The organism is Ligilactobacillus animalis (assembly GCF_009933595.1).
Taxonomy (GTDB): Bacteria; Bacillota; Bacilli; order Lactobacillales; family Lactobacillaceae; genus Ligilactobacillus; species Ligilactobacillus animalis.
In genome coordinates, this window is sequence record NZ_CP047141.1 from 1,308,954 (window position 1) to 1,324,473 (window position 15,520).

A 15,520-nucleotide genomic window follows, 5' to 3' on the forward strand; every position below is an offset into this window, starting at 1 on the left:
TTTTTTATCCTCCTCAAGTTGCTAGGCTTTCCTTATCAAATCTAGTTCGGCTAAATATCGCTCATTTAAATTTTTCCACAAGATCTCTGATGTCCCAAAAGATAATGCCAATCCTCGAATCAGTTCAGGACTTAGTTTCTCGATTTTGCCATTGACCAAGTTACTGATCGTCTTCTCACTCGTCCCTAAACGATCAGCAAGCTCACTTTGCTTTATTCCTTGAGAACTTAAATATTGTTTTACATAATATCCCGGATGAAAAGCAACCAGCGCTCCATTGCTGACAACATTATTCATAGTGTTTCGAGACCTGCTATATAAAATGTAATCAAACATATTCAACTTGTTACATTTGAATATATTTGAGAAAGAATTATATAGTTTTTCCTTTCTTAATTTTATTTACTACCGTCAACATTAGTATTCCCATATCCTAACAAGAGGGTAATGGAACTAAGTATTAAAGTACATTATCAACAAAATTATAAAGATGATCCTTCAACGACTTCTACTATTATACAGACTTAACTGATTCGCCACTTTAAATTTTTTTTACTTGGGATTTTAGTACTTCATATCCTAATTTATCAATAGAATTTTCGATATCTTTTATCGATACTTTTTCATCGTCAAATTCTGCTCTTACCTTGCTTGAATTAAATAGTACCTTTACGCTCTCTTTATTTACCCCTTCTAAGGATTTCACACCGTTTTCTATTTTTTGCATACAAGATGGACAAGTTAATGTTTCTAATTGAATCGTTGCTTTTTGCATATTTCATTTCTCCTTTGATATATTTATCTATTTTAAATTGATTTAGATTAAAAATTTTATTTTCATAATTTATAGCGAAGAAGTCTCATAGCATTTAGAATCACTACTAATATACTCGCTTCGTGTACTAACATACCGATTGACATATTCATCCATTCACTAAAGAATACGCTGGCAAGCAGGACTAATACAACTCCTACTGCAATAATTATATTTTGAAGCATATTATTAGCTGTTGCTTTTGTTAAACCTAGTGCATATGGCAAGCGGCTGAAATCAGAGTTCATTAAAACAACATCTGAAGTTTCAATGGCTACATCTGTTCCACTTCCCATAGCAATTCCTATTTGTGCTAGAGCTAGTGAAGGACTATCATTTACTCCGTCCCCAACAAATGCAACAATTTGACCTCTTTCTTGCAGTGCTTTAATATATGCTGATTTATCTTCCGGCAACATGTGTCCGTGGGCTTCGGTGAGTCCAAGTTCACGCGCCACCAAATCCACGGTTCCTTGATTATCACCTGAAAGAACGACTAGATTTTTAACACCAAGTTTTTTCAGCTGTTGAAGATCTTCTTTGACACCAGGACGAATTTGATCACGAATTCCTATCAATACCTTTAATTCACCATCAACGGATGTTAGAACCAGTGAATTTCCATTCTCCTCGAATCTGGCAATATCTCCTCGAACTTTTTCACTTAAAAGAACATTTTCTTGTTCCATCAATGCGACATTCCCGACCGCAACTCTATGACCTTCTACATGAGCTACAATTCCTCCGCCTTTGACAACCACCGTTTTTTCAACGGTATATGATTTTGTATCTCCAATATATTCCACAACCGCTTTTGCTAATGGATGGTCGGATTCCTTTTCAACACTTGACAGATAAGCTAATACTTCGTCTACATTATCTACATAAATTTCTTTATCCGCTACTTTAGGATTTCCTATTGTTAATGTTCCAGTTTTGTCAAATACCATGGTGTCTAGTCTGCTAAAATCACTAATTACCTCGCTGCCTTTTAGAAGAACACTATGACGTGCTCCATTACCAATACCTGCAACATTTGAAACAGGGACACCGATTACCAATGCTCCTGGGCATCCTAAAACTAATATCGTGATTGCAAGTTCAATATCCCTTGAAATGAGCCCTACAATAAAAGAGAGACCTAAAACAGCAGGGGTATAATATTTAGAGAATCTATCAATAAAGCGTTCTGCCTCTGATTTTGAATCCTGTGCTTCTTCCACTAACTCAATGATTTTACCAAAAGTAGTGTCTTCACCTACACGGTCAGCTGTGATTTGCAGTGTGCCATTTTCTAAAATTGTTCCAGCATATACTCCTGAATCTTTCTTTTTGCTTACTGGAACTGCTTCACCTGTAATACTTGCTTCATTAATGTGCCCTTCTCCTGTCAACACTGTACCATCAACTGGAATTTTTGCACCTGTTTTAACAAGTAAAATATCACCGACATCAACCTCTTCTATTTCGACTTCTTCAAACTCACCATTTTTCAGTTGCTTTAGAGCAACTTCTGGCGCCATTTCAGTTAATTCTTTTATTGCAGAACGTGTTTTATTAAGTGTCCTTTGTTCTAAATAAGCTCCAAATAGAAATAAGAACGTAACGATTGCCGATTCTTCATAGTTCTTGATTATAAAAGCTCCGATAACTGCAATAGTAACTAAAACATCGATACTGACAACTTTGACCTTCAATGCTTGATACGCTTGGATAGCAATCGGTATAACTCCTAAAACGGAGGCGATTATTAGTGACCATATGGCTATAGGTTCGTTTTTAAATCCTAATTTACTAACATATGCAATTATTATTAAAATTGCACTTACTATGGTAATATGATTCTTCTTTCCTAAAATGAATTTTTGCATATTCATGCTCCTTCATCTTATAATTTTTAGTAATCTAGTATTGATTTATTTTATGATCCATAGGCTCTATCTATTTCTGCCAACATGTTATATACTGCTTCATAGCTTTCACAAACATCATCTGGAACTGTATAATTATCTGTAATTTCACGCAACTTTACAAATTCATCTACTAAGTCAGGTTTTCCCGCTCCTGCATCTTCTACTTTTTTTACAAGCCTATCAAATACTTTACGCACTTGGTGAGATTCCGGGTGATTACCGCCATGAACTCGTGCTACAACTGGTACATATTGTGCCAATAGTTTTAAATGAGTTTCCTTTTCTTGATTAAATTTTACTTGTTTTGACATGTTTTTCCTTCTTTCTTTTATCTTTGACTTGATTACATCATACAAGCGATTAAAAGAAATTAAATTGACCTAAATCAAGTTTATGCATTTTTGCGTAAATATTTGCGTTTTTTGCCTAAAAATATAAAACAGTTGAAGTTTTGAAGTGACTCCAACTGTTTTATGTTTCATTTTATGACTATCATTTATACTAACAACAAACCATCTAAATCCAAAATCTCAATCTTTCTACTTGCTTTTTGTTTTATATAACCTTCATTCTCAAAATCAGCCAACTTTCTACTTACCGTTTCAGGTGTAGTTCCTAAGTAAGAAGCTAAATCCTTTCTATTCATTGGCAATTCAATTTCCATTGAACCCTCACCATCATCCATACATTCTGCAAGAAACAGCGCTAATCTAGCATCCACTTTTTCTGTAGTGAATCTGGTTGTTTGTTTTTCTAATGTTTCCAATCGGTTAGAAAGTTCTGATAAGAACTTCAAAGATATCGTAGGGTACTTTAATAAAAATTCTTGTAAATCATTTTTACTAATCATACACACATCGGTATTGCTCATTGCTTCTGCATACGCTTCATGGATCGATTCACGAAACAAAGCTAGTTCTCCAGTAAAATCTCCAGGATTTAAAATTCTCAATAATTGTTCTTTTCCAGACTCAGATAAACGGTAGATTCTAATTTTACCCTTACTTACAACATATAAGGCATTGGATGTATCTCCCTCCCGATAAACCATTTGACCCTTTTTATATGAAATTGACTTCATCACTTTCATAATTTCATCCATCTGCTCTTCTTCTAAATGATTAAAGATCGGAACGACACTGATACATGCAGCTTGTGAATCTGATTTATCTCTGTGATGATGAGTGTGAGAGGAAGTATTACACCCATTTTTTCTTATATCTTGTTTGGAATCCTTTTTCGACATTTAACCACTCCTTTCATAACTTCTTGTGGACTTGTTTATCTCTTCCAAATATTCATGTTTATATCGAACACGAGGAAATTCCCAAACATTTCCTGGTACTCTTTGTGTGTTATAAGGTTGGGGTGGATTTTTCCTATAATCAATTAACCCCCCTTTTAGCTCCGGTTTTTGCTTCAACTAAAATATCTTCATGATTAAAAGTATGCTTTGTTTTATCGCTTTTTGCGACCATCAATATTGGCTCATATAGGGAACCGTATTTCTTCTTAGATTGAACTCCAGAACTATCATATACCCATACAATATCATTAATTATAATGGATATATAAGACATGTTCTGGGTCGAATTCATTAAATAGAATACCGTTATCCTTTAAAACTCTAAAGCATTCGTCGATCCATCTGTAACACCAATTTAGGTATTCGTTTTCACCCCCATGAATCGCTTTCATTACCAAAATCTTTCCCTAAATTATAAGGTGGATCAGCAAAAATCAAATCTACTGATTTATCCTTAATTGATTTTAATGTCGATATACAGTCATTGAATATGGTTAAAGAATCCTCAGATTCGACATATTCAAAATTAGTGTCATTAAATAGCCGTATCATTCATCGATCTCTTTTTAGTTGGTTTCAGAATAAGTGATTGATCTTCCCTATTCAGATATATATCGAAATGTGTCTCCCCCTTTTTCTACACTCATATTTTGTAGAATTGTTTTTGGCAAACGTATTCTCATATCTTGTTGCAAAATATATGTGTCTAAGTAAACTAATTCGTTACCCATATTAGCCCCTCCAATCTTCCAGTCTGATTATAGGCTAAAAATAGTCTGAAGCCAATTACTTTTCATTATGCGTATTGTCAACTCACCTTTATTTTGCCAAGCAGCTTATCAACTCACCAACTCAATAAATATATCGGCTGATAACTTTTCTAACTCACCACTCTTAGATATCTTCCCATAAAGCAAAAATCCGTGATTATCCTTCCGGTTTATAACCAGACCTCAAATCACGGAAAGCCTTTATTTACTTACCTTTTTACAGTCTTACTTATCAGCCCTTGACATCAATACAACCGTCTCAACGTGTCCCGGCACCCTTGCCGTCTAGCCTAAGACATAGCCGAAAGTTGCCAAATCAACGTTCCTACAATCCCTCAACTTTTTATCGCTAATATTAGCAATTGGCCCATCATGAACACACATGCGTCTGATGGGCCAATTTGGCTTATATCTGGTTGAGGGAAAGGGTCAAAATTTCCTAATAATACTCTCCAAGGCATATTAATTAATCTAATTTGACTAATCCTTCTGCTATAAGTACGTACTTCTTTAGGTCCGATAAAGTAACTTGAATGCCAATATCGTCTTTGGATTCAAAATTAACTATTTCACCTTTACACTTTTTACTTAATTCTTTTGCAACTCGGAATTCTCTTTGCGATTTATAATTATTTGATTTGTAAAAATATATAGGCTTTTTATTATTTTCAAATTTGATTACTTCTTCAGGATTCTTAGAATCATAATATTCTACAAAATCAAAATCTAAATCACTACTTTTATGCAAAAAATCCCAGAACTCATTTTTAAAAATAATTATTTTACATTTATGTCCAGTAAATTTTTCCTTCGCCTTAACAAGCTTATCTATATCATCTATTGCGGATTGTCGTAATTCGAAATAAGTACGCTTATTTTCATGATAATATTCTTTAAAATCATCTAAACTCAGATAGGTAAAACTACAAATACCGATGTTTATATCTGTGTTCATTTTAAATCTTTGGATAACATTTTCTTTCTGCATATCCATCGGTATTTCAATAATCATACCATCATTTTTTCTACGGTTAACTAATTTAATAATAGCCTTAGATGCTTTGAATCTAGAAATTAACTGACCCTCATTCATATCGCCAATAACTTTATCACCTTTATCGTTCTCAGCACCTCTATAAATATCTAATGAACCAAAGAATAAATTACCGGATAATGCATCCTGTAGATACTCTTCTTCAACGACTTTAATCACAAGGCCAATTTTCCTAGAGTCTACAATTTTTAAATCTGATTTATCAACTTTCATCAATAACCCCAAAAGTAAACTTCTTTATCAATCATTTGATGCCATCAATTCTGCCTGTTCAACCACGGTATTAATAGCTTGAGGAGCAATATCAGGCGGATAACCATATTTCCGTAATAGATGTTTAACGGCAACTCTCATCTTCGCCTGAATATTACGACGCTTTTCCCAATCTACGCCAGATTCTTCTTTAACCAATTTAACTAGTTCTTGGGCAATTAAGTGAAGCTTTTCTTCTCCTAATACTTGAACCGCTTTTTCATGGTCAGCCAAGGCATCATAGAAAGCAACTTCCTCTGGGGTTAAACCGAGGTTCTTGCCTTTCTCTTGCTCTTTATTAATGTTTTTGGCCATTTCAATTAATTTACGGATTACAAGTTCACTAGTAATTCCGCGTTTGTTATATTCATCAATCGACTTCTTAAGCATCTCTTCAAATTTCTGTGATGTCACTTTATTTGTTCGAGTCATTGCTTTAATTTTACCTTTAAGCAATTTTTCTAATAAGACAATCGCCACATCTTTTTCTTGCATATTGTTTACATGCTGCAAAAATTCATCCGAAATCAAGTCAATGCTTTGTCTCTCAATACCTAGTTGATTATAAATATCAACGTTGGGCTCTGAAATGATAGATTGATCTAGCAACTGTTGCATTCTGTAATCTACATCAGTATGGCTACTATCTCCGGTTTGCTGATCATCTGGTTGCTTTAGCTTTTGAATGAATACTTTAACTGTTTTAAAAAATGCTATTTCTTTCCCATAAACTTGAGCTTCTGGTTGGGTTGAAGTTAAGGAATATGCCTTTTGCAATTCTGTAACGACATCTAAAAACTTCTTCTGTGTTTCTTCATCCTCATGCAGAATTTCATTAGCTACTCGACGAGTTACTTTTAATCGTACTGTTCCATCTTCAGAGTCAAAGTTTGAATAATCAACACCATACAAGAAGTCATTTGTAATGATATCGTACTTTTCTTTTAAAAGAGCCAGTGCCTTTTTCATGTTAACCCCAACTTGACCTTGGTCCTCGGTAGAATAAATGTTTAAAGCATCCTTTAAATTTTCAGCAATTCCAATGTAGTCAACAATAAGTGCACTGTCCTTGTCTTTGAAAACACGATTAACTCGTGCGATTGCTTGAATTAAATTGTGACCCTTCATTGGTTTATCAATATACATTGTGTTCATTGATGGCACATCAAATCCGGTTAACCACATATCAACTACAATCACAATCTGTAATTCGTCGTTATTATCCTTCATACGCTTTTGAAGAATTCGACGTTCAGATTTGCTAGTTTGAAACTTTGCCATTTCTGGACCATCGGCAGCTGAAGAAGTCATAACGACTTTGATTTTCCCTTTATCCAGGTCGTCGCTATCCCATTCAGGACGAAGTTTTACAATCTCGTTATAAAGACGTACAGCATTTCGACGTGACATTTCAACAATCATCGCCTTACCAAAAGCTTCTTTTTGACGAGTCTCAAAGTGTTCGACAAAATGCTTAGCAATACTTTCCAGACGTGGTTGAGCTCCCGCTAAAGCTTCAAGACGCGAAAACTCTCGATTACGCCGAGCGTTCTCTTCTAAATTTGGATCATCATTTAAGTTAGCTTCTTTAAGCAGTTGTTGGTACTTTTCTTGGGCATCCTTTTTTAACTTCAGTGGGAAGACATGACTCTCATAGTAAATTTTAACAGTTGCTTTATCATTAACTGCTTGAGTAATATCATAAACATCAATATACTTACCAAAGACTGCAACAGTAGACTTATCAGCTGTAGAAATTGGTGTTCCTGTAAATCCAATAAATGATGCATTTGGTAAAGCATCACGTAAGTACTTGGCAAAACCATAGCGAAGACCATTATCAGTAATTTTAGCCTGCATCCCATATTGAGTTCGGTGGGCTTCATCAGCAATTACAATTACATCACTCCGATTAGTTAATACTGGCATTTCAGTTTCACCACGTTCGAAGTCAGGTGAGAACTTCTGAATGGTAGAAAAGACGATTCCTCCAGATTGCTTATCCATAAACTTGCGTAATTCTTCGCTCGATTCAGCGTGTTCCGGTGTTTGCCGAAGAAATTCATGGGCAGTAGCAAAAGTGTCAAATAATTGGTCATCTAAATCATTCCGGTCATTGATCACCAGCAATGTTGGGTTATTGAGTTTTCTAGCCACAATACTGGAAAAGAACACCATTGATAAGCTTTTACCCGAACCAGTTGTATGCCAAACTACCCCAATTCGCTTATCTTCAGGATTATTAAGAGCTCGTTTAGACGCTTGAACAGCTTTGTTGACCATGTAGTACTGATGATAAGCACCTAAAATCTTAATCGTACTATCTCCATCAGTTTCAAAGATAATAAAGTTCTCAATTAGATTAAGTAAGTCTTTCGGGCTCAACATATACTTAATCATAACTTCTAACTCTAGGTCATCACCTGTTGAAATGTTTTTAGGTGCACGCCACCGCATAAAGCGGTCAAATCCAGCAGTTAATGATCCGGCTCGTGAGTTAAGTCCATCCGAAGCAACTAAAATTTCATTATATTTAAGATAATCTGGGATTTCTGCTTTGTAAGTCTGCAATTGTCGATAAGCATTAGTAATGCTTACATTTGGGTTACTTGCATCCTTGAACTCAAAATTGACCACTGGTAACCCGTTAACGAAGATTGTCGTATCAGGACGTCGTTCATGGCTTCCTTTAAAAGTGAACTGATTGGTCGCAATAAAACTATTCCGTTCAATCTGATTAAAATCAATAGGATATAGTACTTCAGTCCTGTTTTCACCATTAACTGTCGTTTTGACACGAATCCCTTCGATTAATAATTTGTGGAAGTAATGATTGTTAACCATTAAATCTGGATTATCTGCTAAACGAGTTAATTGTCGTAAAGCTTCGCGATAAATTTCGTCCGGGTATCCTGGATTCAGTCGACGTATAGTTTGTTCAACAACGGTAGTTAAAATTGCTACTGTATGGTTATTATCACGCATCGCATCGATTTCTGGATGTGGTGCGGTTGGACTTGGGCTCTTATAAACCTTGTAACCAACTTGCTCTAAAGTATCTAATGCAAGGTTTTCAACGTCTGCTTCTAATAAAAATCCTTTTGTGATAACGAATCACGCTCCTTTCTTTATTTGGTACGGTAAATGATAATTTAGCGGCTTAGAAGCATTTGTTCAATAGTGTATTCTTTAACATTTCTAGCTTTTCATTTTCAAAACTATTATGCTTTATAATTTCCTCAATGGGATACATTTGCCTTCTAAATTTATTTACTAAATATTTAAATCGGGTTCATTAACATCTCTCTCCCAATTCGATAGTGCCTGCCGGGTAACATTCAATTCCCCGGCTAGTTCTTCCTGTGTCATTCCCAATTGTGTTCGCAGATGACGTATTTGCTTTCCTGTTGTAATATTCGTCTGTTCCTGGTTCAAAATAGTTTCTCCTCTCTGATACTGATTTTATCAATGATATTTCGCAATAGCCAGCAATGAACGCTTGCATTGCGCAAGACGTTACATTATCTTCTGAAACATATAGCGCACCTTGTCCAGGCGGCTGTTTGGACGGCGGGGCTGGATGACTGGCTTGCCGACAGCGGCCTGATACCCTTTCAGTTCTGTAAGGCATACGCTCTGCCCGTTGGTGTAAAAGGCCAGATCAGTACGGTATGCCTGTATACAGCGGGCGGGAATCTCGCCAGTAAAGACAACTTCATCCTTTTTTACCTGGACCGTTTCGATGGTGGCACAGTATTTCGGTGCATCATGATAAGCCCTGGAAAGATATTCCCGGGGCGCATAGAGGGTGAAGGAGAGATAAGGTTCCAGCAGTTGCGTCCCTGATTCCTTCAATGCCTGTTCCAATACAATCGGGGCCAATGAGCGGAAGTCCGCCGGCGTGCTGACCGGACTGTAATAAAGCCCGTATTCAAAGCAAATCTTACAGTCCGTTACGTTCCAGCCGAACAAGCCCTGCTCCAGCCCGTAACGGATACCATCCCTGACAGCGTTTTGAAAACTCTGGTTCAAGTATCCCAGCGAAACCCGGCTCTCGTATTGTACACCGGAGCCAAGCGGGAGTGGTGTAACAGACAGTCCGATGGATGCCCAAAACGGGTTGGGCGGCACCTCGATATGGATGGTGTGGCTGGCTGCTTTGAGCGGCCGCTCCATATAAATGACGGTGGGTTCCTTTACCACTGTTTCAAGCTTGTATTTTTCCGACAGCAAAGCGGAAACAACCTCCAACTGCACCCGGCCCAAAAAAGAAAGAATGATCTCATGGGTGATGGAATCCACCTCGCAGCGCAAAAGCGGGTCAGTATCCGCAAGTTGCGTAAGAGCGTCCAGCAGCCGTTCTCTTTGCGCTGCCGTTTTCGGCGCAATCGACGTCCGCAGCATGGGGAGGGGGTCCTCACGCCACCTTTTACGAGGGAGCCGGGTTGGGTCCCCTAATACATCGTTTAACCTCACGCTGTCGCTGGGAAGGATAACAATTTCACCCGGATAAGCGGTGTCTGTCCGAACAATTTCCCCTTTGGATGGAATACGCATCTCTGTGATTTTCAGCTTTTCTCTCCCGGCCAGGGCCACCGTATCCCGCAGGCGCAGCGTTCCGCTGTATAGCCGTAGATAGACACGCCGCTGGCCGCAATCTGTATACTCCACCTTGAAAACGCTGCCGCATAGGGCGGCGCTCCCCTGTTCCCCAATCGGTTGGAACAGCCCTGTCACCGCATCCATCAACGGTTGAATGCCAAGGCCCTTTTTGGCGCTGCCATAATAGACCGGGAACAGGGAGGCGTCTTGAACCCGCCGCTGTTCCTCCCGCACAAGTTTTTCCCGGCTGATTGGTTCTCCTGCGATATACTTTTCCAATAATTTATCGTTATTTTCGATGACCGCATCCCATGCTTCTATGTCGGTATTTTCCTCCAGGACTATTTCCGGGGACAGCGACACCGTCTGCTTGATGATAATATCGGCGGAGAGCTTATCCCGAACAGACTGAACCACGCTCTGCAAATCAACGCCAGCCTGGTCGATCTTGTTGATAAAGATAACGGTGGGAATGTTCATTTTCCGCAGGGCATGGAACAGAATACGGGTCTGGGCCTGCACGCCATCTTTAGCGGAGATCACCAAGATGGCCCCATCTAAAACAGCCAAAGAGCGGTACACCTCCGCCAAAAAATCCATGTGGCCGGGCGTATCCACAATGTTGACTTTACATCTGTGCCACTGGAAGGAAGTGACTGCCGCTTGAATGGTAATCCCACGCTGCCGCTCCAAAAACATGGTGTCCGTCCTCGTTGTCCCTTTTTCGACGCTCCCCGGTTCTGAAATGGCTCCGCTGGCATATAGCAGGCTCTCCGTCAAGGTCGTCTTTCCAGCGTCTACATGGGCAAGAATTCCAATATTGATTATTTTCATGTGATTGTCCTCCCTTTACTGCCCCGAAGGGCATAAAAATCCCCAGCAGTAAAATACTTTTACCACTGGGGATGATAATTTGCGGACATACCCATATACAGCATACACCTGTTTGTGAGTGCTGTTTTTGGGGATATGTCAAAATTGATAAGGCAAAAGTATTCTTAAATTGGGTACAAAAAACTAAGCCCCTACAAAAGGGACTATCATAATCCTTTGTTCCCACTATTTGATTATAGTTTTATTTAAGAATACCTTGCCGCATATTTTTTACTCCTTTTCTGGAATTGAATTATTATATCACATCAGTTTTAGAAAAACAAGTATCTAAAAGAAATTTTTCTTCCCCTTATATGTAACAATCATACCGGCTTCCTAACGTTCAGAATGGTTTCTACTGTCTGCTGCGGTGTTTGGTTGGAATTGTCCAGCCAAAAGCCGATCCGTGGTGTTGTCTGCATTTTACTAAATACAAATTCAATGTATACAGAAAGAAATATATAAGGAGTGGGAGGGATTCCGCCGTAGTCGGCATTGTAGGAAAATCCAAAAGTTTAGATTTTCTCAAAATGCTTATCTTTTGGTCTTTGGTTCGGAATAGTGTAGTGCTGGCGGTCTATCTATTGTTTTCGGTTGCTTGCTTCTTTACCGTACATGAGCATTCTTTTTCCGTTTCAAGAATACTTCCTTGTTCAATATGTTCTTCAACAAAGGCCTTAATATCATTTCGCCGCTTTTGTTGTGGTTGAAAATCAAATCCCTGTCGGTGCATTTCATCCACAAACTTCTTTCCATTGGCATCAGCGATATCTTTTACTTCGTCGTTATTAGCAATTCCTACAAAGTTCTTACTTCCCCAAAATACCGTTGGGAAACGACTTCCTTCTTCCTCAGCCATTGAAATAACCTCAAGGGAACGTTTTGGTTGGCCGTACTTTTCTTGAAGCATTTGGACCGCCGTTAGTGAAGCAACTACCCCAAACTGGCCATCCAATTTACCACCGTTTACGACAGTGTCAATGTGAGACCCCGTCATAATTGTTTCTTCCGGTAACTCGCTACCTTCGATCCGGCCAAAAAGATTCCCAACTTCATCAAAAGCTGCTTTCATTCCGATATTTTTCATCTGGTCTTGTACATAATGTTGTGCCGATAACCAACTATCAGAATAAAGTAACCGTGTTAAACCTCCAGTAGGATCACTCCCAATCGAAGACAACTTTTGCAGTCGTTCCTTTACAGTTTGTTCAACTTCCACGATACTAACCTCCTAACCTTGCCTTCAAAGAAGATTTCTTTAAAAGCATATGCGTTATCGCTTTAGTATGTCTTAATTGTATGCGCTTCCAACGGGTTGTTCATTGGCCGTTAATGCTAAATCAATTAATGATTTTGTGCAGTCCTGATAGTTTCTATCACAATAAAAAATGCCGATGGCTATTATACCTTCGACATATTTATCCAATAAATTCTATCTAGTTTTTAATTAATATCTGAAGGGATTTTAACTAATGATTGACTAAGGTTTTTAATGGTTAACTGAGGTTGTGCTGAACCCGTAACAAATTGTTTCGGGTTAGCGGATTTAATAGTTTCATAGGAAAATGATAGGCCTAAATTTTTATTTTCGTTTAAATACAAGAGGTTATTAGTTAAAAATGCATTCCCGATATTTAAATAACTGACATAGCCGGAACCAGATCCCCTGCTAGTAATCGTGACAGTAGGTGCACTAATAATACTTGGTTTTTGCGTGTAGCCAATTAATCCATTTGCCCCGAAAACTTTAGTTCCTGATTTAGTTAGCTCTGATTTTGCTATATTTTTACCATATGCTATATTAAACAGTTCTGTTAATTTAACTTCTTTAACATCGCTTGATTGAATTAGCCTCATATACAAGAGCTCTCTAAACTTTGATAAATTATCATTTATTCTACTATTCTTTTCTATTTTTCTCGTAATTGGCAAAAGATAATCTAACACTTTTCTTTGCTCATCTAAATCAGGAATCTCTACTTCAAAGTTAGACATAACCTTAGTAGATACTTCCTTAAATGTTGATCCAGAAGCTATTTGTTCTAAATCTTGCTTACTAGTTTTCATAACAAAATATAAATACTCGGGAATGACTAACTCTCTGTTAGGAATAATACTTTTAAATCCTTGATTAGTTGCTATTTCATTTTCAGCAATAGCAACATAACCAATTGGAGCACGAGAACTAACTAAAACGCTATTAGCAGGGAGTAACTTAGCACTAGAATTTTCCAATCCCTCTTGAGTTATATCTCTACCCCCTTTTGATATATACATCTTGTCATATCCGCTTAAATCCTTAGGTGTGAGCCACGGAATCCCAGAACCTGTATAATACTCAGGGTGTTTAGTTGATGGTGTTCCACCGCCAACAACTTTACCAATTTCAGATAATTTATATTTCATATCCAAGCTCCTTTAAAACATCTTTAATTTGAGCTTGAAGCTTGTTGCTTTCTTCAAATTGCTCTTTTAATTCACTTGTTAGGCGCGCCATTTTTTCTTCGTATGGTTCACCATCGTCTTCTTGCTTGGCAAGACCTACATACCGCCCAGGCGTCAGGACATAATCATTCTTAGCAATTTCTTCTAATGAAGCCGCTTTGCAGAAACCAGCAATATCTTGGTACTCTTGGTTATTAGTCCCCCGGTAAGCGTGGTAAGTGTCAGAGATCTTTTTAATGTCTTCAGAACTAAAGGCCCGGTGAGTCCGGTCAACCATTTCACCTAAATTACGAGCATCAATAAACAAAGTTTCGCCTTTCCGTGATCTTTCATCTGACGATTCTTTATTCATATCAATAAACCACAGTGAAACCGGAATTCCCGTTGAATAGAACATTTGACTTGGCAAAGCTACAATTGCATCAATTTTGTCATCTTCTAAAATTGCTTTTCGAATTGTTAATTCATCGTTTTTAGAAGTCGATAAGGCACCATTGGCAAGAACAAAACCAGCTTTACCATCCGGGGCAAGTTTACTGATAATGTGCTCGATCCAAGCGTAATTGGCATTTCCTTCAGGCGGTACACCATATTTCCAACGAGCGTCTTCCTGCAGCTTTTCACCGCCCCATCGCTTAACGTTGAATGGAGGGTTAGCTAAAATGTAATCAAAGCGTTCACCTTTGTGTAAGTCATTTGCAAAGGTATCTCCCTGGTGAGGACCAAGGTTATTATCAATTCCTCGAATCGCCAAGTTCATCTTAGCCAATTTCCAAGTAGTCGGATTAGACTCTTCACCATAAACAGATAAATCGCCAATCTTTCCTTGATGTTCTTGAACGAATTTATCTGATTGAACAAACATCCCACCAGAACCACAACAAGGATCATAAATTCTCCCTTTGTAGGGTTCAATCATCTCAACGAGCGTTCGTACAATTGATTGTGGGGTGTAGAATTCGCCACCTTTTTTACCTTCGCTAGAAGCAAATTTATTAAGGAAGTATTCATAGACTCTTCCCAACACATCTGAATGTTTCTCATGCTTGTTAACCAAAGTAATATCTGAAATTAAGTCTACCACTTCACCTAACCGTGTTTTATCTAAGTCTGGTGAAGAGTAATTTTTACTCAAAACACCACGTAATGATTCGTTATTTTTCTCAATTGCATCCATGGCGCCATCAATAATTTCGCCAATTTGTGGGGTCTTTGCTGACTTTTGAATTAATGACCACCGTGCTTCCTGTGGAACCCAGAAAATATTTTCTGATAAATACATGTCAGGGTCTTCCGCATCTTCTGGGTAATCTGATTTCATCAACTCTTGATATTTAGTTTCAAACGAATCAGAAACATATTTTAAGAAAATCAACCCTAACACAACATTGCGATATTCAGATGCGTCCATGCTACCACGCAATGCGTCAGCCGTTTGCCAAAGCTTATCTTCAATACTTAATTCTTTTGACTTTGTTGCCATATCTATTG

The 15,520-nt window shown here is 37.9% G+C and carries 12 protein-coding genes and 1 pseudogene; all 13 read right to left on the reverse strand.

What is annotated here, in order from left to right; translation table 11 throughout:
* Window positions 1-21: 21 nt before the first annotated feature.
* On the reverse strand, window positions 22-297 hold the full coding sequence (locus tag GSR62_RS06470; protein WP_052006330.1) for a helix-turn-helix transcriptional regulator: 276 nt from the start codon (window positions 295-297) through the stop codon (window positions 22-24).
* Window positions 298-541: 244 nt separating this feature from the next.
* A complete protein-coding gene (locus GSR62_RS06475; protein WP_016174972.1) occupies window positions 542-775 on the reverse strand; it encodes a heavy-metal-associated domain-containing protein in 234 nt (77 codons plus the stop codon).
* 62 nt (window positions 776-837) lie between these two features.
* The gene (locus tag GSR62_RS06480; RefSeq protein WP_066024046.1) at window positions 838-2,685 is read right to left on the reverse strand and encodes a heavy metal translocating P-type ATPase; all 1,848 of its coding nucleotides are present in this window, start codon (window positions 2,683-2,685) and stop codon (window positions 838-840) included.
* A gap of 50 nt (window positions 2,686-2,735) precedes the next feature.
* Complete coding sequence (locus GSR62_RS06485; protein ID WP_005917836.1) at window positions 2,736-3,038, reverse strand: hypothetical protein; 303 nt, start codon at window positions 3,036-3,038, stop codon at window positions 2,736-2,738.
* Between the two features lie 185 nt (window positions 3,039-3,223).
* A complete protein-coding gene (locus GSR62_RS06490) occupies window positions 3,224-3,973 on the reverse strand; it encodes a Crp/Fnr family transcriptional regulator (RefSeq protein ID WP_066024047.1) in 750 nt (249 codons plus the stop codon).
* 308 nt (window positions 3,974-4,281) lie between these two features.
* Complete coding sequence (locus tag GSR62_RS09655; RefSeq protein ID WP_316134472.1) at window positions 4,282-4,425, reverse strand: DNA methyltransferase; 144 nt, start codon at window positions 4,423-4,425, stop codon at window positions 4,282-4,284.
* A gap of 844 nt (window positions 4,426-5,269) precedes the next feature.
* Window positions 5,270-6,070, reverse strand: a complete 801-nt coding sequence (locus tag GSR62_RS09445) for a hypothetical protein (RefSeq protein ID WP_143452065.1) — start codon at window positions 6,068-6,070, stop codon at window positions 5,270-5,272.
* A 27-nt stretch (window positions 6,071-6,097) separates the two neighbouring features.
* Window positions 6,098-9,217 carry a type I restriction endonuclease subunit R gene (locus GSR62_RS06495; protein WP_066024048.1) on the reverse strand — a complete coding sequence of 1,040 codons (3,120 nt, stop codon included), beginning with the start codon at window positions 9,215-9,217 and terminating at the stop codon, window positions 6,098-6,100.
* A 165-nt stretch (window positions 9,218-9,382) separates the two neighbouring features.
* Complete coding sequence (locus GSR62_RS09685; protein ID WP_475422014.1) at window positions 9,383-9,478, reverse strand: helix-turn-helix transcriptional regulator; 96 nt, start codon at window positions 9,476-9,478, stop codon at window positions 9,383-9,385.
* Window positions 9,479-9,625: 147 nt separating this feature from the next.
* Window positions 9,626-11,545 carry a tetracycline resistance ribosomal protection protein Tet(W) gene (tet(W), locus tag GSR62_RS06505; RefSeq protein ID WP_000691721.1) on the reverse strand — a complete coding sequence of 640 codons (1,920 nt, stop codon included), beginning with the start codon at window positions 11,543-11,545 and terminating at the stop codon, window positions 9,626-9,628.
* Window positions 11,546-12,209: 664 nt separating this feature from the next.
* A pseudogene (locus tag GSR62_RS06515) lies at window positions 12,210-12,803 on the reverse strand (hydantoinase/carbamoylase family amidase); the annotation flags it as partial.
* A 224-nt stretch (window positions 12,804-13,027) separates the two neighbouring features.
* Window positions 13,028-13,990 (reverse strand): restriction endonuclease subunit S, encoded by a 963-nt coding sequence (locus GSR62_RS06520; RefSeq protein WP_066024049.1) that lies wholly within the window; start codon window positions 13,988-13,990, stop codon window positions 13,028-13,030.
* Window positions 13,980-15,512 (reverse strand): class I SAM-dependent DNA methyltransferase, encoded by a 1,533-nt coding sequence (locus GSR62_RS06525; protein WP_066024050.1) that lies wholly within the window; start codon window positions 15,510-15,512, stop codon window positions 13,980-13,982. The genes GSR62_RS06520 and GSR62_RS06525 overlap by 11 nt, the downstream gene beginning before the upstream one ends.
* Window positions 15,513-15,520 lie beyond the last annotated feature (8 nt).